Below are 19,923 nucleotides of genomic sequence, written 5' to 3'. Positions count from 1 at the left end.
CGGGCGGCAGATCCTTGCAACCGGTCCGTCACCTCTGCCCATCGTGCTCAGACTGTCGGGACAGTTCCACCGTCAATGGTGTACTCGGTGCCGGTTATCGATGCGGCGCGGTCAGACGCGAGGAAGGCGATCAGGTTCGCGACCTCAGCAGGTTTTGAAGGCCGCCCAAGCGGGATGCCGCCAAGTCCGTCCATGATCATCTTCTTCCCGGCCTCGTAGTCTCCGCCAGCCTGCTCAGCCAGACGCTCAGCCAGATGTACGGAAGCTTCCGTTTCGATCCAGCCCGGTGAAACCCGCACCACGCGTACGCCTTTGGGCGATACCTCTTTCGACAACGCCTTGCTGTAGGTCGAAAGAGCGGCTTTCGCTGCTGCATAGGCGGTCGTCGATTCCGGCAGAGGAAGAACCCGCTGGATTGAGGTAATGTGAATTACGACACCCCGTCCCTGGGCGACCATGCCGGGCACGAGCTCCCTGTCGAGGCGGACGGCCGGATACAGGTTCAAATTCATCTCGGCGTCCCACTGGTTGTCGTCGAGTGCAGCAAAGCCGCCAGCGGGGGACGAAGAACCGCCTAACATGTGCACGATGACGTCGACGCCTCCTAAGCGCTCTCTGACCGCGTTTGACACCGCCAAAGCGCCATCGACAGTCGTGAGGTCGGAGGCAAAGAAGAGCTCCTCTGGAAACCCTTCTGGCCTGGAACGTGCGGTCGCTATGACCTGGGCCCCAAGGTCGCGAAACAGATCTACAGTCGCTCTGCCTGTTCCTTTCGTACCCGCGGTAACGAGAACGCGTCTGCCTTTCAAATTGAGAAAATTGTCCATCAGCACATCTCCTCTGTGATGCGGTCGTTCACGTTGTCGGTCGACATGTCTCTCTTCCTCTTGGTTGATGCGTCCATGAGTAAAGTTAACATTCGACAATTATAGTTATAAGTGGGATAAACCGGGATGAGCTGCAGCGGAAATCGGGACAATGAACAAAGCAGGATTGACAGAACTCAACGCCGTCATCGCAATCGCCAGAAGAGGCACATTTCGGGCGGCAGCTATTGATCTTGATATGTCCACGACTGCATTGAGCCTTGCCATCAACAAGCTGGAAGCGAATCTGGGTGTCCGTCTGTTCAATCGCACGACCCGCAGCCTTTCGCTGACGGGTGCAGGGCGGCTTTTCGTAGAACAGGTGGGCCCGGCCCTACAGGATATTCACGGAGCGCTTGAGGCGGTCCGGTCAGAGCGCGATACCCCATCTGGCACGATACGGATCAACGCCGCACCCTTTGCCGCCAGAGAGATCATTTCACCGCTCGTTTTGGAGTATCTTCGTCGCTATCCTGATATGGTCGTGGACATCGTGACCGAGGGGAAGCTGGTCGATATCGTTGCTGACGGCTTCGATATCGGCGTCCGTGTCGCGGGTCTCGTTCCCACCGATATGATCACGGTCGCTCTTGGGCGCCCGCAGCGATATGCCGTCGTTGCCTCCCCGAAATACCTGGAAAAACACGGCACCCCTTTGGTGCCGCCCGACCTTCTGAGCCATCAGTGCATCCGCGTACGCTTGCCCGATGGAGCAATCTTCAGATGGCGCTTTGAGAAGGACGGAGAGACGGCACAGATCGATGTTCGTGGTCAGATTATCCTGGACGAAGCCAGCCTCGCCAGAGTGGCAGTCCTTGAAGACACGGGCATCGGCTTCTTCATGGAGCAAAGCGTTCTGGCCGACATTGAAGAAGGCCGCCTCATACGCATCCTGAATGACTGGACACCACCCTTTCCAGGACTTTGCCTTTACTATCCCGGTCGCCGCAACCTGTCGGCAGGCGTGAAGGCGTTCCTGGCGCTGGCAAGGGTTCACGCAACGGCTCAAGCCAGATGAAGAACAGTCAAGCCCTCACGGTCGGTTGAGTCCAGCTCAACAAATTGAGCTAACAAAGGTGACCGTCTCACCTGTCGATGGCGGCGCATCTCGTACCATTGAGCGATGCGCCGCTTTTCTTCTGGTACCGTACGCGCTAGTTTTTCGCCTTAATACCCGTCCAAAGCCTGGTTAGAACGCGCTGTTGCTTCTGATCATAGGGTGAGATCGTGAAGAGCTTGTCGAGCACGGCGTCCGGCGGATAAACAGAGGCATTCTCACGAACCTCCTTGTCCACAAGCGTTTGCGAAGCAAGATTTCCATTGGCGTATCTGACGTAGTTCGAGGCTTTGGCGATGACGTCCGGTTTCATCAGATAATTGATGAATGCGTGAGCTTCTTCTACGTTTTTGGCGTCCGCGGGGATCGCGAGGTTATCGAACCACATGTAAGTTCCCTCTTTGGGGATCGCATACTCCACCTTGACGCCGTTCTTGGCTTCTTCCGCGCGCGCCTTTGCCTGCAGCACGTCGCCGGAAAAGCCAATGGTCACGCAGATATCGCCCGTCGCAAGTTCGTTGATATAGGCGGACGAATTAAACGAACGCACCGAGGCCCGGATCTTCTTGAAAACCTCAGCGCCAGCTTTAAGGTCAGCCGTTTCTTTGCTGTTGGGGTTTTTCCCGAGATAGTTCAGGGCGATGGCCATGGTCTCGTCAGGCGCATCGAGAATGTTGATGCCGCAGGAGCTCAACTTTTTTGCGTTCGCGGGATCAAAGATGATGTTCCAGCTGTCGATCGGAACATCGCCAAGAGCCGCTTTTACCTTATCGACGTTGTAACCGATGCTCGTCGTACCCCACATATAATTTATGGCATACTCGTTTCCGGGGTCATAGGCGGCCAGCCTGTCCATGATATCTGGCCACAGATTTCCGATATTCGGCAGCTTTGTCTTATCGAGCTTCTGGAAGACACCCGCCTTGATTTGCCGGGCAAGGAAAGGGCCTGTTGGCACGACGACATCGTAGCCGGAAGCGCCTGCGAGGAGTTTTGTTTCCAATAGTTCATTGTTATCAAAGACATCATAGACGACCTTGATGCCGGTCTCTTTCGTGAAATCCTCAAGGATCGACTGGTCGATATAATCCGACCAGTTATAGACATGAACGACGCGATCAGCCGCCATGACGGACGATGAACTCAGAAGAACAGCAGCCACTGCGAGCCCTTGCAGGGTTTTATACATTTTGAACCTCGACTTTTTCGATATTTGCGCAGTCGATCTTTTGAGGAGTTCCCGGCGGCGCAACGAAGACCAATGCATGACCCAGCCGTCACCCCCATTCACGATGAGATCGACGGCTGATCTTTGAAGCGAACCGGTTTCATCCATATTTCCAGCGCGCCATGTTGAATTTCAATTGCATCAATCCGCGATGTGGCTAAGCGACGAGAGAATTTTTGCTCCCGATCCTTCCGCCCATGTATCTTTGGTGCAAGCGTATCGCACCGTTCTTATTGTTCGCGTGACTGGGCGGACGATGACGGCACGGCAAACCGTCAGTTTGCCCGCCACAAAATACAGGAGAAACGAGCCTATCTGATATGCAAAAAGCACATCGATTTCGACAAATGACCGGCAGGTGAGCAGCGCTGCAACTGCAAACAACAGCAGAGATTCCACGTGTCTACGCCGCGTTAAAAAACGGGCGAGATGGCCCCATAGGGTCGTCAGAACGACCAATATGAGACACACGGTTCCAAAGATGCCGGATTCGACCGCGGTTTCGATATAGGTGTTGTGGAAATGGAATCCGTTGCGCGACGGTATGTAAAACTCATCCCACAAACGCTCGGCATCCGCCAGACCAGTCACCCAATAGCCTTGGTAGCCCACGCCGAACAAGGGACTTTCACTGAGCGCAGCGATACCTTGTTGCCAAAGATAGGTGCGGCCAGTCAACGTCGAATCCTTGCCGAAAGCCTCAAGCAACGATCCGGTGCCGCCGATCTGTAAGACGACAGTTCCGCACAACAGTGCACCGAGAAAAACCATCAGACACAATATGACGCGATGCTTTGGCGCAAGGACCAGGGTCGATTGCATCGCGACAGACAAAGCAAGGACCGCCATCGTCGTTATAATTGACGTCGCGGATTGAGAGGCCAGAAGATTATAGAACGATAGCGCACCAGTGATCAGGGCGATAAAAACCCAACCCTTTCGCGCACTCAGAATCAAGGTCCCGTAGGATAGCAGACAGCCTAGCGAGGCAAACAGGCCAAGTTGATTTTTTGACGCGAATGCTCCAACGAAGGTGTAACTACCGTCCAGCGCGTCACTTTCGTACCTGCCGAAAATAAGCGAATAAACAAGCACGGCAGCGCACCCCAGCGCCCCACCTTGCGTCAACGTGGCGGTCGATAAGACGCGCATCGCAATCAGCGCGCAAGCAATGTGGGACAAATATTGGATCGCCGCTCTAAACGAGACGCCGGGCGCCTGCGACCAGAACGCCGACAGAAAGCAAAAGACCGCAAAAGCAAAAATCCAGAAATAGCGGGAATAATTGCCCAGAACACGGCGGTAATCGACAAAGACGAGCGAGATCCACAGCCCGTAATAAAAAACGACAGCAATCGCGCCAATCTGTTGCGAATATGCAAAGACCAGGAATGAACTTGCCATAGCAAATATACCATATATTTTATTGTGATCAGGGTCGATCAGCGTCGATTTCAGAATTTTCATTGAGATCGTTGAACAGCCAAATTAAAATGTGGGCAGCAACAAGCGAACGCAGCTTTGCATGCTGGTGTCGCCCGGCAGCGAGCCTCTCGGCAATTGTCAGAACGTCAAGCGCGCGGCACCTCGCCTGTATGGGCTCACACGGAGGCAAGCATGGGATAGGAACAATCCACACGGGATTGACGCTTGGACCTTGCAGGATGATTTCGGATCAAGATGGTGATGTTACATTTGAAGCGAAGCGATTGTTCATGTCGCTGCGGTGCATGGCGCCGATCATAAGCACTGGTTCGTGCCTGATGTCTCCTGCTTGCTCGCAAACAAAGCTGGCGTGGCAACTCCTCCAATACAAATGAAAGACGATCGCCTGTCGGTGAAACAAGGAAATGAACCTACCGTTTCAAAAAGATGCCGTGGCGATGGCTGACGCAGACGTGACAGAAGACACTCGTGTCCGCCGCGCTACCCCGGCTCTGTCCGGATGAAAAATTCGAAGTAGTATGTGAGATTTGGAGGGCGGAAATGCCGACAAAGAAACTCCTGCCGGGGCTAGCAGCCCTATGCCTGATGCAAGTGGCGCGACAGCACAGAGCACGGATTGCGACAAGGCGGAAACGCAAGCAGAATTGCGGCAATGCGAGCAGGCCCGCTATCTGGACGCGGACCGAGCTTTGAACGCCCAATGGGGTCTTGCACTGGCGAGGATTGCCAATGAGCCAGACGTCGAGAAAGCACTCCTTGATACACAACGAGCATGGATCAGCTTCCGTGATCTGCATTGCAAAGCCGTGGGCGTCCAGTCAGGCGGCGGAACACTCCAACCGGTCGTCGTGGCCGGCTGCCTGGCGGATGTAACTGATAATCGTGTCGAAGAGCTCAAAGCCTTTGCAACCTCTCCAGAGGACAACTGAATATGCGGCACGACATCATGATTGTTGGTAATGGTGAAATTGGCGAAAATGGCCGCGTGGCCGCCGCCAAGGCCGACTTCATCATTCGGTTCAACGAGTGCCGCTCCTACGCGGCCAGCTCCTGTCGCACCGACGTCGTTGCCGTTTGCAATACAGGCAGACCTGGCAAACGGATGGCAGAAGCTGATGAATGGCGCAATCTGCCTGCGGTTAGAGATACCGTTGAGATATGGAGCGCACGCGATCCGGCGCTTTTTCGTGAAATGCGTGAGCCGCTGGCACAGACACACCCCGATCTCGATGATTTCTGCGACGACTACACAGACGCCTTCGACAGGTTTTGCAAGATGTCCAGCAAGCAACATGTCGTCATCGACAGAGCAATTCACGCATTTGCAGACGAAGCGATCTCAGCCTTAGCGCCTCCTTCCTATGTCGTCCCGAGTACGGGGTTGATAGCTATAGTCGAGACGCTCAGAAGATTCCCGTCTGCGGATATTGCGCTAACCGGATTTAATCATACCGGATGGGCCGGACACCCGTTTTCAGCAGAGAGGCAGATTGTCGATCAATATGTCGCCGCAGGGTCGTTGATCCGTTACGACGCTTGATCAGGGCGATGAAAAACCGATCCTCAGAAAGTTCAGAAATGCCATCAACGCGTCGGTTAAAGCGTGCAGGTTGATGGCGTTTAATTTGATCGGCTAAGGCTTTATTCTGTTAGCAAGCGTGCCTATCCCGTTAATTTCAAGCTGGACCAGATCCCCCTTTTTCGGGAAACGGCCCAGTTCAAGGCCGGAGCAGCCCGGCAAGCACCCGGTTGCCAGAATATCGCCGGGATACAAGGTCTCACCCGTGGCCGCATAGCGCACCATTTCCCAAGGCTCATACATGGCACCGGCGGTCTGCCCCTCGCACCAGATCTCGCCGTTGACACGGACTCTGCCCTGGAGCTTGCTGAACTGTGACAACACGTCGTCGCTCGTCACAACGATCGCGCTCATACTACCCGCAAATGTTTTGGCTTTGACCACGCCGCCAAAAGTCCCTCGTCTTGTATCGTCCCACTGGGTGTCGCGCGCACTCCAGTCATTGATGATGCATAGACCGCCGATCGCGGACTGAGCCTCTTCTGGGGAACAATCGCGGACTTGTTTCGAAATTATCAGGCCGATTTCCAGTTCGAAATCGAGGACTGTAGAAAATAGTGGCCATTCCAGTTCGTCCTGATCAGCAATCAGAGAGCGCCCATTGCCCATATAATACTGGGGGTAGCGATAGTAGTTGGCGCGCGGACGCATCGGCGCCAACACGTTTCCCGTCATCCTTTCATACCCGGCGGCAAGGGCCTGAAGTGACCCGGAACCAAACTTCGAAACCATGCCTTTGGCCGCCTTGATCATATGCTCTTCCCACAGAGCAAACGACCGCAAGGTGCCCGGCACAAACGGGAGGCCATCGGGTGTTGAACTTTGTTCACCGAAGAACTGGCGTAGTTCGCCAGAACCAATTGACAGCAGAGAGACGACATCACTGAAGAGTGGGTGGCTCAAATGCCGCCAGGTGTTTTGCTCCTCGTCAAAACCTACGGTGCGGGCCTGACTTAAACCCAATTTCATGCTGCAATCCTTCTTACATAAAACTCAATGCGAAATCCGATGGCGAGCTTGCCGTGCGGTGCGGTGTGGTCGGCAGTGCTCCAAAACAGCCTAATCGGCCAGGCGCTTAATGAGAGCAAAGCAGGAAATGCACTGTTGCAACCAAACTCAGGAGCGAGATCGCCATAACGCCCCTTCGCAACAGCTTTTCGGTCTCGTCCAGACCTTTGTCCCCAGGGCTTGCATACTGATCATTTTCTTGCTGGCTGGACGTGCCTGAACTGCACTCCGGCGGCGGCTCGACCGCAGCGACCCAAGCCAAACGTGAGCTTGCTTGGAGCAAACATCCGCTCCGTGTCGTGTCCTTCATTGGACGCTGGGTACGTTTGCTGCTCAGGCGTCCCACTGAGATCTCAAGGCGAGTTGTCTGCCCGCCGTCGGTATGCTCCTCTGGGTGTTTCATACCGAGATCTCCTCTTGATGAGACATCAGAATCTCAGCGTCAGATTTCACGGCGATTACGATTTGTCATCCGTTTCTTAAACACGAAACAATTTGCCCCCTGTCTGAGGCTTCCGCCTAGATGAGGGGCTTTCTCAGCGTCGCATAAGACCGCGTGTAAAGCCTGTCGCCCAAGTTTCTCAGCATGAGGTTCCTGACAGTGGGCGGCAGGTTGCGAACCTTGTCACGGACACGAGACTGTTTTCGGACCCATGCCACACGGTCACGACGCTGTGCCACGAACGCCCTGTTTATAACCGCAGTGGACGCGTATCTTGAAATCAGGTCAGCCAGCACCAGCGCGTCTTCCAGTGCCATGCCCGCACCTTGCGCCATGCTGGGAGAACAGGCGTGCGCAGCGTCGCCCATGAGAACAAGACCATGTTTGTTGCGATTGTGTTCGGGAACCTCCTGTAGCTCCCCAAAGTGAATTTCGGTCGGACTATTCAACTGGCCAACAAGTTCCCCCAGCGGAGATTGAAACGCTGCAAATAGGTCCCGAAGACCGAGGACGGTATTGTTTCGGACATCGGCTGTGCGACAATCCGCATATAAATAAACCTTTGTCTCGCTAAGGGGAATGGCGAGAAGCGTACGTCCAGGGCCGAGCATGGCGGTCCATGTGCCAATACCGGTCGTATTGTCCACAACCGTTCTCCAACAGGTGATGCCGAGAGGGCGAGGCTGAATGTTGAACGCGGCGTTGCGTAGACGTGAATGGATCCCGTCTGCCGCAATAACCAGATTGCATGACTGGGACGAGCCGTCGGAATACAAGGCACGGACGCCCGACATCGTGTTTTCTACATCCACGACTGCCTTTCCGTAGGAAATATCGGTGTTATCCAACGAAGACAGCAACGACTGGACAAGAAGCGACCTTGGCATAGCAAGACAGGGACCGCACTCCGACCAGAACTCCTGGGACCCCGTTTCATGGATCAGTTGGCCGTTGCTCGCGAAGATCAATTGTTTTTTAATCGGGTATGCGTTGGGCTCGATCGCTTCCAGAACGCCAAGCTGCTGCAATGCCCTCGTTGCGTTTCCCAACAGGAATATACCCATGCCGCCGGAAATGGACTCCTCCGATTGCTCAACGATATGGCATTGGTGCCCTTTCAGCTCCAGCGCCTTGGCAACAGAAAGGCCAGCAATGCCGGCACCGGCAACGATGATTTTCATAAGAAATATTCCCTGTAATATGCGCGACCTTGGTGAGCTTGCTGCGATGCGAGTGAGCACCGACGCCAGTGCTTCCCAGAGAGAGGCCTGGCAATCGATCGCCATGTTCCTGAAGGCAGACTTATGGTTCAGCTCTGAATGCCATGGTCTGCCTTGAGCATATCTGCGGCGCGCTCGCCAATGACGACGCAAGGAGCCATCAGATTTCCGACTGGTATTTTGGGCATGATCGATGCATCTGCGATCCGCAGGTTTTCGACCCCGTAGACCCGCAGTCGAGCGTCTACGACAGACATCTTGTCGCGACCCATTTTGGCCGTGCAGGACTGATGCCAGTAGGTGACTGCAGAGTTGCGAATGAAGTCCTCCATACTACTGCGGGTCCTCTCAAGCGGAAGAACCTCCCGCTTGACCAGTGGCCGTAAAAGATCGCTATTCCCAAGCTCTCTACACAATTCGATTGTTCGAAATGCTGTCTCCAGGTCCTCGGGCTCACTCAATGAGTTGGGCGCAATGACGACCGGGTCCTCCGGGCGCGGGCCCGACAACTTGACACGTCCACGACTTTTGGGCTGTGCAAGCCCTGCAAACATCGTCCAGCCGTGCTCGGGCGCCTCCATGCCGACTTCCGGCGGCGGCGGTACGGCAAACTCCAGTTGGCATTGTACCATGTCAGGCGCGGCCAGATTGGCATCACTCTTGGCATAAAGCACCGCTTCACATCCGCCACCGCCGACCTGTTGGGGCTTCACATATTCCCAGGTACACCCGAAGGCGATGTGATCCTGATGGTTTTCGCCTACACCCGGCAGATCCTGAACAACGGGAATTCCATGGTGCTGGAGCTCTTTTGCCGGTCCAACGCCAGACTGCATCAGAACTTTTGGCGTATGAACAGCTCCCAAAGACAGGATGACTTCCCGATCGGCGCCCAGACGCAACATCTTGCCGTCAATCACAGCTTCGACGCCGACGGCCTTCTTGCCGGAAAAGATAACCCGGGTGACATGCGCGCCGGTCAGCACCGTAAGGTTCATCTGGTGCATACTCGGATAGGTGTAGGATCTGAATATCGATTGCCGTTTATTGTCACGGATCAGAAGATCGGCAATGGCCGCACCGCCATCCGCCTCCATCATTTTTCCATTGGGACTTTCGAATTTCCGGATACCCATCGCATTGGCCGCTTCCACCGTCGCGTTTGCCAAGGGCTGCGGCGTATCCGATTGAGCAACATAGACGGGCCCGCCCACACCACGACGAAGGGAATCGGCATCACCCTGCCAGTTCTCAATTCGCCGATAATAATCCAGAACGGACTCATATCCCCAGCCAGAATCGCCGGATTCCTCAGCAAAATGGTCCCAATCGCTCTTGTGACCTCGGGCCCAGACCATCACGTTGATGCTAGATCCTCCACCAAGGACTTTGCCCATGTTGAGCGGCATCCGGCGGCCATTGAGATAAGGCGATGGTTCTCCTTGGAAAGCCCAATCATGTGCCGAGCCCAGATTAAGCGGCCACTGCGCCGGATTGGAGATCGAAGGGGCCGTATCATCTCCACCCGCCTCAAGCAGCAGAACCTGCACATTGCTGTCCTGCGCGAGGCGAGCAGCGACCACAGAACCACTCGAGCCGCCGCCGCATATAATGAAGTCAAAATGCGTTCGAAAATCACCCCGCTTATCAGCCGGGTTTACCCAGATTTCGGAGTCGTGGTTGTTCTTGCTAGAATGTTCCATGTTTCACCTTGCAGGTTGGGGTACTCCGCATCGCTTGGAAAGCAAGGAGTGGGGCGGACATAGCGGCGGCCTGTCAGGCGCAGATTTCATGCCGCGGGCTTCCGATGTCATTTGTAATGGGAGGTATCACCGGACATTATGCCGGCCTGGCAGGCGACAGCACGCCGCCTGCCAGGTTTTGCATGGTCAGTTTGCAGGCTTGTCAATGCTCTCGGCGGCCGCATGAATCGTGTCGGCAACCACCTTCGCCTGGGTCTTGAAAAGCGCGTGGCTTGCCGGAACCTTGGTGACCTTGGCGCCGATCCGGTCTGCCATATGGAGAAGCATCGCCTGATCGAAAGCCTTGTCTTCGGTGGCGATCACGGCCCAGCTTGGCTTTGTGCGCCAGGCAGCGTTCTTGAGTTTCGTTGCGAAGGAAGACATGTTGATGGGTACCTGGGAGTCGCGCATGAATGCGGCATCGTCATCGCTGACATCATTGGCAAATCCGACCTTGAACTTGCTGGCTTCAACGAACCCGTAGCCATCCTTTCCAATATCCAGGACGAATTCGGAGGCGGGCGCAAAGCCCTCATACTGTTGAGCCGTGGTCTCTCCAGCATCCGGCGAGAGCGCTGAGACATAGACAAGCCCTGCGACCTTGGGATGGACGCCTGCTTCCGTAATAACCGTGCCGCCCCAGGAATGGCCGACGAGTATCGTTGGGCCGTTTGTCCGGTCGAGTGCGCGATTGGTAGCGGCAACATCGTCATCGAGAGACGTCAGCGGATTCTGCACGATCGTCACGTTGTAGCCGCGTTTCGTCAGTTCGTCGTAGACGCCGCGCCAGCCGGCACCATCGGCAAAAGCGCCATGCACAAGAACAACATTTTTGACTGGCTGGGCCTGGGCCATCACGGGCGTGAGCGCTGCAAGAGCCAGCGCAGCCGAACCAGCGAGAGAGAGAGTAAGGTGAGCGAAATCCATGACTTTGTTCCTATTCGTTTGAGGTCTCTACGGTTTTAGGATCGTCTCCTCTCCGGACAACGGAAGGACCGTTGTCCGGCATCGGGAGGCATGTGCCGTGGGCTCCAGGAGGCAACAGAGCCGTTGTTCAGCACGAGTAAGATGACAGGACGGACCGGTAGCGCCCATTGAACGTGCGTATCGATGGCTCATCCGTTGGTATGATACCAATGAACCTTTTCGTTCGACTGGCGTGATGGCCCCCAACTTGTAAGCGGAAATCGAGGGACGGATCGCGCGGAGGCACCGTCGATTACCGCGAAAGTTTGCGGAGCATGGCCAATGCATTTGCTGAAGGTCGAAGCACCTTAGGCCCATCACTCAGATGGGTTGGGATGATCCTTTTTCTCTTCAAACGCCGTCAGCGGTTCATCGTCAGGAAGAGGATAATACGGGGAAAGATAGTACGCCGCTGATCCACCTTCGACGAGTTTCTTGAACAGATTGCTTGTTCGCGAGCAGGCGGATAGAAAAAAAGAGCGCAAGCGCTTGCGCGGGACATTCTCTTTTGGTGAAACATGATGCGCCATGACCGTCCTTTCAGCTTTACCAATCTGAGCTTGGTCACAGCATGGACGGCTCGTGTTTCGGCATCGCACTTAATCCGAACAGAGCGTTGGCAAATGTAATATGGACAACAGAACCGTGGGGCTCACCGAGCTAACAGCCTGCCGATTCTAACACTTCTTGCATATCTTTCATTTTTTCCCATATATGTTGTCACATGGGTGGGTATTGACATGAAAGATATTCTGACGACTGCGAGTGCAGCAGAAATACTGGGCGTATCGGTGCGAACGGCGCAGCTATGGGTGGAAAGCGGCCAGTTGCCCTCTTGGAAAACGCCGGGTGGGCACCGAAGAATACCCCGTCAAGCCGTGCTGGATCTGGTAGAAGAAAGCAATGCGGAGCAGGTCTCGATGGCGGCCAGAGCGGTCGTTGTCGCAGCGAAAGGTCGTGCAGAGGATTGGCGACTTGTAGGCCTTCCTGGCTCAGGTCTTCTTCTGGACGTGGTTGACGATGTTGAGGCCGCGTTCAGGCTACTCGCAGTGACCCCTCCCATGCTGATCATTGTTGAGAATGCCGACGATGATGATCGCAGAAAATTCATTGCATCGGTGGGGAGCAATTTTCGGTTTAGACAGACCGGGCTTTTTAGCCTTGTCGACAAGGGTCCTGAGCGCCCGGTGGCTCGGGCGCATCACCGCGTACAGTTGAAAATGTCGGGCAGTGTCGCGGAACTGAGTTCAGCGATTATGGACTATTTGCGATCGACGATACCTGCCACGCCGAGATCCGCAGGCTTCCTGCCGCCCTGGAATGAAAGCGCGCGCCTGGAGGCAGTCCAACAATCCGATCTTCTTGGCTCGGCGCCGGACCCAAGTTTTGATCGTCTTGTCCGCCTCGCAGCTCACGCCGCCCGTACGCCCGTCGCAATGTTCACGCTTATCACGCGCGATATACAATGGTTCAAATCACGCATCGGGTTTGACGGAGAGACAACGCCGCGCGACTGGTCTTTCTGCAATCAGACACTTTTGGCGAACCAGTTCACGGTGATCGAAGATCTGTCCAAGGTCGAGAACTTCGTCCAGAACCCTGCTCTCGCGGAGCCATTCGGATTTCGTTTTTACGCCGGCGCGCCGGTCCGTGATCCTCAGGATTTCGCGCTCGGCTCAATATGCGTCATCGATGTCGTTCCCCGAAAGCTTGATAGCAACGAACTAGAGGCGCTATCGACGATCGCAGAAGCGACGTCGAATCTCATCCGTGTCCGCATGCAGCAACGCGAAGAGCGCAATAAGCTTACATCGGGGATCTAGAGGCGTCTGTCGCTCGGGTCATGTCGCGACAGACGGATACTCCCTGCCCTTCCAGTGAGCCAGTTTGCTGGCGAACTCCCGTTGAAAGGAAAGCGGGCCTGACCTCGCCATGTAGGGTTCGTCATAGACCCCGATAAAGATCGTCAGATTCAGGAAGAAATGGGCTCCCATTTCGAACAGCGCAACGAAGTCGTGCCCGGCAAGCGCATCCCGCTCGTCTTCTGTCAGCGCATGGACTGTGGATAGCTCGGTCGCATTCCCACATAGCACCGGACCTATCGATTGCTCCCAGCTTGCAACTAGGCTGGACGGCTCCTCAATATAGCGCCTGAGGAGGTCAGGATCACGATCAACCGTGTAGAGGAACTTGTTGACGTAGTATTTACTCATGTTTTCCCTCCTGCGGATACCACGTGAAATAGGCTTCCATCGTGTGAAAAAGATCGAGATTATCGACATAGTCGGCGCCCTGAGCACCAGCCACTCCCAGCATCAACAGGAAGTTGAGGAAGCCGTGAGTAGCATTTCCGCTTTTTTCCATGCTTTCGTGTGTGACGTGTTCGAGAATGGCATCGACATCGCCTGCCCTTAGCCACTCGATGGCCTGCCGATCAAACACAGGATCGGGGCCAGTTTCCATGAACTGTCGCGGTCCACCCAGCTCCAGCGAGAGATGCCCAGTTCCAATCGCCGCCACTCTTTGCGACGATGGATATTCGTTGATCGCCTGCCTGATCGCCCGCCCAAGATCATAAAATCGACGGGGCGAAGCGAGAGGCGGAGCAAAGATATTGGTGTAGACAGGAACGATCGGGAGATCATTTTGCGGTCGCAGGGTTATGATGGGGCAAACAATCGAATGATCGACCTTCAACTCGTTTGAAAACGCCAGATCAAAATCCTGATCCATCAATGACTGATGCATGAAGCGGGACATAGCCTCGTCACCCTGCAACAGGTATCTCGGCAATCCGAATTCCCGCTCCTCATTATAAAATGTTGCATCATATTGGGGGGCTTTGCCGATCAGAAACTGCGGGCAATTATCCAGGAAAATCTGATGAAAATGATCCGACCCTATCATCACCAGAATGTCTGGTTCGGCGCGCGCCAAGGTCGCGCGATATGCTTCAATCTTGCGCTTCCATTCCGCCGCTTGCGGCATCTGATCTTCAGGTGATGCCGTGGTCGCCTTGTAATAAAATGGGTGATGTGTGGATGCTAATGTAGCAACGAGCTGGGCCACAGGTCGGCTCCCTCAGTAAGTTGGCGTCTAGGAACGACGTTCCCCGAAACGAAGGCAAAACGTCTTCAGGTCGAGGGCGCTGCGTTTCCAACTGCCGTACTTCCATGCATGCTGAGCTGCGGCACCACCGCGACGCCCTGACCTGACGAGGCTCAACTAGTGCTCCAGCGTTGCACCGCCGTTTCAAACCAAGATTTTTCGTTGCTTCTGTAATATTCAACCAAGCACACCTGTCAGTGCCAATGGTCTTACCCGGGATAAAATACCGTTGTCGCAATCGTCCCTAGCGCTGGGTGATACCTCTAGGCGTTTCCGATCATTTTGCCGTTTCCCCTGTGCGTGACTGCGACTTCTGCATCAAACAGATAACCCGCGCCTCTTTCGGTTTTTATCAGGGCGGGCTGCGAAGGGTCTTTTTCCAACTTTCGGCGCAACCGCAGGATCAGCACGTCTATACTGCGATCGAAAACCTCTTCATTATAGACCCGACTTGCCGAGAGCAGTTGCTCTCTGGACAGCACCTGGCGAGGTGATCTTAGAAAAGCGGTCAGAAGGTTAAATTCTCCTGCCGTCAACTTGACCTCCTGTTCGCCTCTGCAGGTCAACCGACGAAGCTTGATATTCAGCTCCCACTCATTAAACGTATATATTTTCTTGTCTTTTTTGGTCTCGATGACCGGTCGTTCCCGCAGGGATGAACGAACGCGTGCCAGAAGTTCCCGGGTACCAAAGGGCTTCGTGATATAGTCGACGGCACCAAGTTCCAGCCCGACGACTTTGTCCGCTTCTTCAAGCCGATCACCGCTTATGATTATGATGGGATAATCCGATGAACTTGAAAGCTTCCGGACGATATCCAGACCGTCTTCGTTTCCGAGATTGAGATCAACGATAATCAAGTCGACCGGATCTGTTGCCATAATGCGCGGAAGGTCCTGGCTTCCACTGACGACGGTTACCCTGAAAGCGTGCTGCGAGAGATAGTCTCTCAACAGACTGCGAATGGCCGAGTCGTCATCTATCACCAATACGTGTTTCACAGGCCCGCTCCAACTCGTTTGAGGCAACTGCGCCCGAGACGGGCTTTTGGTGTGCCGAGGGGCATTCGCGGTTTCGATCCTGCAGCCCCACGCTTTCGGTGCACGGAGTTTGCAGTGTGTTCGGAGCCAGGATTCGGTTGGATGGGCCGGCTACAATCTCCGCCCGGCCGGTGCGCTAGCAAGTCATTCACGTTCGCTTCCTTCCAATTCAACAAGTCGCAAATATCGCGTATATATGTCTGCTGTACTTATATTTATATCATTTGTATCATTTCCATCAATTTGTAAAGCGCAATAAGATGATTTCTTCGCGCCTGCGTAGCAAATAATGTGCAGATGCTGCTGGCGTTGTGCTCGCGCTTCGAGGTTTCAAAGCGGTTTCGAGAGTGTGGGCAAAGATTGCAGATGCAATGGACGCGACGTGCCAGGCCTGATGCGCGATCATCATGCTCGAGAGAGTGTTGACGATGAGACTTGGAAAGCGCGTGCGTTCGCGGGCCGACCCCGAGGAATACCAAGCGCACAACGGAATTGTTTCTGAAAACAAGCCTTGAGTGATGCAGTCCTCGACGGAGCCCCTTTTGCAGTGGACGCCTATGCTGCACTGTCAGACAAAGGCATCAGCTATCTCAGCGAACCTGACCCGGGGCACCCTGCATTATGATCGCTTCAGCCTGTCAAAGATAGCACTGGCCAGAACGGCCGAACTGAAGGGCGTTTTTAAAATCCGTGGGCCGAGGCTTTGAAATTCAGGAAGAAGCTCAGAGGTTCGCTCGCAGAGTAACAGTGATTTTCCGTTACCGATGCTGCTCTCGACACGTGCAAGCTCGGCCGCCGTCTTAATGGCCTTATGATTAAATATCACCAGATCAGCACGAAGGCCGGCATCCAGCTTTTGTCTCAAAGTCGCCATACCCAAAATGCCTATTGGCTCATAACCCAGTGCTGCGACCTTCTCCTCGTAGAGTTCGAGTAGAGCGTTGTCGTCTTCGACGATAATCACCTGCTCTCCGTTTCCGATTGGCACGGCACGCTCGTTGTAGAAACTGTCTATCGGCAATGGCGGAAGGGTAGAGGCAGGGAAATACAGGGAAAACGTCGATCCCTTTCCAGGCCTGCTTTCAACATTGATAGCACCGCCGAGTGCGGACACGATACCATGGACAGCAGACAGGCCGAGACCGGAGCCTCCGGAACTGGAATTGGTTGTGAAGAAGGGCTCAAATATATGCGGTAGGGCGTGAGCGGGAATTCCCGCTGCTTCATCCTTGACGGACAGGCATACATAGGCACCGCGGGAAATCTCGCCGTGCGTCAATGGACGCATGCTAGGCACGTCAATAGTCCGGATCTCTATCGTGACTTTCTGACCTCTCGCCGACGCCTGGCTTGCATTCTTGCACAAGTTCATCGCAAGCTGGTGTATCTCGACCGGGTTGCCTTCGATCACCGCCTGCGTCGTGGAAAGATGACAATCCAGTTCCACGTGATTGGAGATCGTGACGTGCAGAAGGGGAAGAATATCGGCAATGGCGTCTGAAACATCAAAGGGCTTGACCGTACGTTCCCGCTTTCTGCTAAACGTCAGGATCTGATCAACGATGTATTTGGCACGCGCGCCGCTTTTCAAAATCTCCTCAACATAATTGAGCGCTGCAGATGGCTTTTTCAGCAGCTGAACCGTCATCTCTCCATAACCGAGAATCGCACTCAACACATTGTTGAATTCATGGGCTATGCCGCCCGCAAGGGTGCCGATTGCCTCCAGACGCTGAGAATGTTGCAAGCGATGCTCGAGCGCCTGGCGCTCCTGGCAACCATTATACGCGTCTAGAAATTCCATAAAGGTCTGCAGCGTCGCCGTCATCAGGTGGGCTTCGTCGGATGTAAAATGACGGTGGCCCCTGTCGAAGACAAATATCAGAGCCGCAATGTCCTGCTCATGTGACTGCGTCCCGACAACCAATCTGCATTCTTGCAATTTCAACATGCAGCCCAGCGGCAGTGGGCTGCCGTGCGGCGCATCATCTTGAAACAGACGTGTCGATGTTTCCTGCCGCCATTCAGTGTGTTGGGCGAAACTCTCCAATATTTGCTGGTTCCTGGTGTGATCCTCGAACTGGTACGCGTGTCTGAAGCTGTTCTGGCTAGGCCCATATACCGCGAAACCGACACTCCGAGCGCCAAAAAAGCCTGACATTCGCTTCAGTGCTTCGTCCATAAAGGATTGGATCTGCCCCGCCTCGCAATCAGCGAGCTGGGCCTTGATATCTGCGATGATCGTTTCGTAGTGGAGACGACGCCTGAGGCGCTTTGTCTGCGCGCGGAGCCTGTAAATGAGCACACAGATATAGATGGAAAGAAATGATGCCACGACGCCAAGCATGATGCGGCTGGTCGATGCCCGAGACGCTGCGTCTGCAGCAATACTCACATATTCCGATTGGAGGTTTTCCGCCCGCACAGGCGTTGTGGAGGCCTGGATTGCTGCAATCTTGGAATCCACGCGGGGAAGAACGGCAAGGATCATTTTGGCATGCACGATCACAGCGCCAAGGCTTACGAGGGCTGGTGCCGCGGTATCAAACTCAGGTATCTCGGTCAGCCTACGTCCAATCAATTCGTGCAGCTCTTCATCCGGTCTGGTCGAAAAGCGCAGCATGAGAGTACCGAGGTCGCTTACGCGCGAAACGACCCGTTTGACGACATCATCGTCCGATTCATGCAAAGCCGTCATCGTCTGCCCAAAGACATTGATCGAGTTCTGCAAAAGAGCATTGCGGGTTTTGAATTCTTCTACGAGCGCATCATCGCTCTCTATGCCCTCCCGAAGATCTTTGAGCAGCTGATGCAGCGTCAAGTCATCATCGAAAGGCTTGGTTTTGAAGAGTTCAGCCAATTCGCCGCTTGTACGCTGGAGGTTGCCGACAGAACGAACGAGCGGATCGTAGGATGGGAGCATTCCCGCACGTGCTCTCAAGACATCTCGTTGTAGTGAGGCGTAATGAAAATCGATTGCTCTCAGATTGGTCATGACGGCTTCATGGACCGCCCGGCTTGGATCTCTGCCCGCCAGCGCAAACCCGATAACAATCGCTGATATGGTCAAGAGCCCGATGGGCAAAAAATCAGCGAGGCTCGTCAGCGACAGCCGTCGATAGATGTTTGCCATCATATACTCCAGTCAAACTCTTCAGAAATGCTTCGAGAGCAGCGATATCCTCGTCCCTTAATTGACGTCCCAACTGGCTCATTCCCATGATTGCTATCGCTTCTGCCAGGGTCTCGGTCCGACCATCATGAAAATAAGGCGCTGTTAGCTCTACGTTGCGGAGGCTCGGCACCCGAAAGACATTTTCCTCCCGATCATGCAATCTCAGGCGCTCGTCCAGATCATCAGGCGTCGGCAGTGTTGTTGTCCCGGGTTCGCCAAAGACGCCAAATATCTGGAACATGTTGCCACCTATGTTTGACCCTTGGTGACACGACACGCAACCATACTCCATGAACAGCCTGAGACCTGATTTCTGAGCTTGCGAAAGGGCATTCTGGTCACCTCGCATATACAGATCAAATGCCGAGTCTGGCGTGAACAAAGACTGCTGATAGGTCACCAACGCGTCGAGGACACTTTCCCGGTCCGCGGCTCTTCCATACTGGGCCCTGAATACCGCGTCGTAGCTGCTGTCGTCGTTCAACCTCGACAGCAAGGTGGGCCAGTCCACGGCCATGAGGTTCGGATCATGCAAGATAGCCTCGTTCTGAACCAGCAGCGACGTGAACTTCCCGCGCCATCCCAGCCGGTAGTTGTTTCCAACATTGAAAATTGTCGGCGCATTGAAAGCATGTGTTTTGCCTTGATAGCCGACAGTTCTCGGTATCCGGACCGTACCGCCTGTCTCAAGATTGTGGCAGGTGCTGCAGGACAGGGCCTTCTGTTTCGAAAGCACCGGGTCATGAAAGAGGCGCCGACCGATCAAAACCTTGCCGGGATCCAGAACAGGTGGAGCAGGCAAAGGCGCCAGCGCGTTTTCCTCACCCGAATAGTAAAGAAGATCATCCGACAGGGGTTGCGCACTCGAAAACATGGCGCCCAAGAAACTCGTCAGCACGCTTATCACGATCAACTTCGAATAGTGGCGCTTTGCGTACATGGATATTGTCCAGCGTGGAGGCGGCCATCAGGAAATGCACGTCAACATCGGGAGTGAGCAAACTGTTTATCAGCTTTCAGAATTTCCACAAACATCAAATCTATCA

General features: G+C 54.5%; 17 protein-coding genes. 4 read left to right on the top strand and 13 right to left on the bottom strand.

Annotated features, from left to right (window positions below; all coding sequences use genetic code 11):
* Positions 1-47: 47 nt before the first annotated feature.
* Positions 48-827 carry an SDR family oxidoreductase gene (locus tag QRN85_RS18180; RefSeq protein ID WP_284759660.1) on the bottom strand — a complete coding sequence of 260 codons (780 nt, stop codon included), beginning with the start codon at positions 825-827 and terminating at the stop codon, positions 48-50.
* A 151-nt stretch (positions 828-978) separates the two neighbouring features.
* On the opposite strand from QRN85_RS18180, the gene QRN85_RS18175 reads away from it, so the two are divergent.
* Entirely contained in the window at positions 979-1,884 is a 906-nt protein-coding gene (locus tag QRN85_RS18175; protein WP_284759659.1) for a LysR family transcriptional regulator, read from the top strand.
* Between the two features lie 136 nt (positions 1,885-2,020).
* Here QRN85_RS18175 and QRN85_RS18170 read toward each other — a convergent pair whose 3' ends face one another.
* Together QRN85_RS18170 and QRN85_RS18165 are read right to left on the bottom strand one after the other, a co-directional pair.
* Positions 2,021-3,112 (bottom strand): polyamine ABC transporter substrate-binding protein, encoded by a 1,092-nt coding sequence (locus tag QRN85_RS18170; RefSeq protein ID WP_284759658.1) that lies wholly within the window; start codon positions 3,110-3,112, stop codon positions 2,021-2,023.
* A gap of 180 nt (positions 3,113-3,292) precedes the next feature.
* A complete protein-coding gene (locus QRN85_RS18165) occupies positions 3,293-4,618 on the bottom strand; it encodes an O-antigen ligase family protein (RefSeq protein WP_284759657.1) in 1,326 nt (441 codons plus the stop codon).
* A gap of 557 nt (positions 4,619-5,175) precedes the next feature.
* On the opposite strand from QRN85_RS18165, the gene QRN85_RS18160 reads away from it, so the two are divergent.
* A complete protein-coding gene (locus QRN85_RS18160; RefSeq protein WP_284759656.1) occupies positions 5,176-5,526 on the top strand; it encodes a lysozyme inhibitor LprI family protein in 351 nt (116 codons plus the stop codon).
* A 2-nt stretch (positions 5,527-5,528) separates the two neighbouring features.
* The gene (locus QRN85_RS18155) at positions 5,529-6,137 is read left to right on the top strand and encodes a Urease operon accessory protein (protein ID WP_284759655.1); all 609 of its coding nucleotides are present in this window, start codon (positions 5,529-5,531) and stop codon (positions 6,135-6,137) included.
* Between the two features lie 93 nt (positions 6,138-6,230).
* Here QRN85_RS18155 and QRN85_RS18150 read toward each other — a convergent pair whose 3' ends face one another.
* The 5 genes from QRN85_RS18150 to QRN85_RS18130 form a co-directional block, all read right to left on the bottom strand.
* Positions 6,231-7,145: a fumarylacetoacetate hydrolase family protein gene (locus QRN85_RS18150; RefSeq protein WP_284759654.1), complete on the bottom strand. Its 915-nt coding sequence runs from the start codon at positions 7,143-7,145 to the stop codon at positions 6,231-6,233.
* A 558-nt stretch (positions 7,146-7,703) separates the two neighbouring features.
* Entirely contained in the window at positions 7,704-8,807 is a 1,104-nt protein-coding gene (locus QRN85_RS18145; protein WP_284759653.1) for an FAD-dependent monooxygenase, read from the bottom strand.
* Positions 8,808-8,935: 128 nt separating this feature from the next.
* On the bottom strand, positions 8,936-10,549 hold the full coding sequence (locus QRN85_RS18140) for a GMC family oxidoreductase (protein ID WP_284759652.1): 1,614 nt from the start codon (positions 10,547-10,549) through the stop codon (positions 8,936-8,938).
* A 186-nt stretch (positions 10,550-10,735) separates the two neighbouring features.
* Positions 10,736-11,515, bottom strand: a complete 780-nt coding sequence (locus QRN85_RS18135; protein ID WP_502870799.1) for an alpha/beta fold hydrolase — start codon at positions 11,513-11,515, stop codon at positions 10,736-10,738.
* Between the two features lie 356 nt (positions 11,516-11,871).
* On the bottom strand, positions 11,872-12,084 hold the full coding sequence (locus QRN85_RS18130; RefSeq protein ID WP_112962516.1) for a hypothetical protein: 213 nt from the start codon (positions 12,082-12,084) through the stop codon (positions 11,872-11,874).
* 210 nt (positions 12,085-12,294) lie between these two features.
* Between QRN85_RS18130 and QRN85_RS18125 the strand changes: the two genes are divergently transcribed.
* Positions 12,295-13,377 (top strand): GAF domain-containing protein, encoded by a 1,083-nt coding sequence (locus QRN85_RS18125; RefSeq protein ID WP_284759651.1) that lies wholly within the window; start codon positions 12,295-12,297, stop codon positions 13,375-13,377.
* An 18-nt stretch (positions 13,378-13,395) separates the two neighbouring features.
* Here the strand turns inward: QRN85_RS18125 and QRN85_RS18120 are convergent, their stop codons facing one another.
* The 5 genes from QRN85_RS18120 to QRN85_RS18100 all read right to left on the bottom strand — a co-directional run bounded on the left by QRN85_RS18120 (position 13,396) and on the right by QRN85_RS18100 (position 19,817).
* Positions 13,396-13,767, bottom strand: a complete 372-nt coding sequence (locus QRN85_RS18120) for a hypothetical protein (RefSeq protein ID WP_284759650.1) — start codon at positions 13,765-13,767, stop codon at positions 13,396-13,398.
* Complete coding sequence (locus QRN85_RS18115; RefSeq protein ID WP_284759649.1) at positions 13,760-14,623, bottom strand: DODA-type extradiol aromatic ring-opening family dioxygenase; 864 nt, start codon at positions 14,621-14,623, stop codon at positions 13,760-13,762. The genes QRN85_RS18120 and QRN85_RS18115 overlap by 8 nt, the downstream gene beginning before the upstream one ends.
* 302 nt (positions 14,624-14,925) lie before the next feature.
* Positions 14,926-15,663, bottom strand: a complete 738-nt coding sequence (locus QRN85_RS18110) for a response regulator (RefSeq protein WP_062588499.1) — start codon at positions 15,661-15,663, stop codon at positions 14,926-14,928.
* Positions 15,664-16,321: 658 nt separating this feature from the next.
* Complete coding sequence (locus tag QRN85_RS18105; RefSeq protein WP_284759648.1) at positions 16,322-18,835, bottom strand: two-component system VirA-like sensor kinase; 2,514 nt, start codon at positions 18,833-18,835, stop codon at positions 16,322-16,324.
* Complete coding sequence (locus tag QRN85_RS18100) at positions 18,792-19,817, bottom strand: cytochrome-c peroxidase (protein ID WP_284759647.1); 1,026 nt, start codon at positions 19,815-19,817, stop codon at positions 18,792-18,794. Before QRN85_RS18100 ends, QRN85_RS18105 begins: the two co-directional genes overlap by 44 nt.
* Positions 19,818-19,923 lie beyond the last annotated feature (106 nt).

The sequence above is a fragment of the Agrobacterium sp. fls2-241-TYG-188a genome (assembly GCF_030209845.1).
This window is presented reverse-complemented; position numbering and strand designations above follow the sequence as displayed.

Bases quoted from the DNA above. Each gene is read 5' to 3' on its own strand.
- QRN85_RS18180 (WP_284759660.1), bottom strand. From the start codon at position 827: ATGGACAATTTTCTCAATTTGAAAGGCAGACGCGTTCTCGTTACCGCG.
- QRN85_RS18175 (WP_284759659.1), top strand. From the start codon at position 979: ATGAACAAAGCAGGATTGACAGAACTCAACGCCGTCATCGCAATCGCC.
- QRN85_RS18170 (WP_284759658.1), bottom strand. From the start codon at position 3,112: ATGTATAAAACCCTGCAAGGGCTCGCAGTGGCTGCTGTTCTTCTGAGT.
- QRN85_RS18165 (WP_284759657.1), bottom strand. From the start codon at position 4,618: ATGAAAATTCTGAAATCGACGCTGATCGACCCTGATCACAATAAAATA.
- QRN85_RS18160 (WP_284759656.1), top strand. From the start codon at position 5,176: ATGCCTGATGCAAGTGGCGCGACAGCACAGAGCACGGATTGCGACAAG.
- QRN85_RS18155 (WP_284759655.1), top strand. From the start codon at position 5,529: ATGCGGCACGACATCATGATTGTTGGTAATGGTGAAATTGGCGAAAAT.
- QRN85_RS18150 (WP_284759654.1), bottom strand. From the start codon at position 7,145: ATGAAATTGGGTTTAAGTCAGGCCCGCACCGTAGGTTTTGACGAGGAG.
- QRN85_RS18145 (WP_284759653.1), bottom strand. From the start codon at position 8,807: ATGAAAATCATCGTTGCCGGTGCCGGCATTGCTGGCCTTTCTGTTGCC.
- QRN85_RS18140 (WP_284759652.1), bottom strand. From the start codon at position 10,549: ATGGAACATTCTAGCAAGAACAACCACGACTCCGAAATCTGGGTAAAC.
- QRN85_RS18135 (WP_502870799.1), bottom strand. From the start codon at position 11,515: ATGGATTTCGCTCACCTTACTCTCTCTCTCGCTGGTTCGGCTGCGCTG.
- QRN85_RS18130 (WP_112962516.1), bottom strand. From the start codon at position 12,084: ATGGCGCATCATGTTTCACCAAAAGAGAATGTCCCGCGCAAGCGCTTG.
- QRN85_RS18125 (WP_284759651.1), top strand. From the start codon at position 12,295: ATGAAAGATATTCTGACGACTGCGAGTGCAGCAGAAATACTGGGCGTA.
- QRN85_RS18120 (WP_284759650.1), bottom strand. From the start codon at position 13,767: ATGAGTAAATACTACGTCAACAAGTTCCTCTACACGGTTGATCGTGAT.
- QRN85_RS18105 (WP_284759648.1), bottom strand. From the start codon at position 18,835: ATGGCAAACATCTATCGACGGCTGTCGCTGACGAGCCTCGCTGATTTT.
- QRN85_RS18100 (WP_284759647.1), bottom strand. From the start codon at position 19,817: ATGTACGCAAAGCGCCACTATTCGAAGTTGATCGTGATAAGCGTGCTG.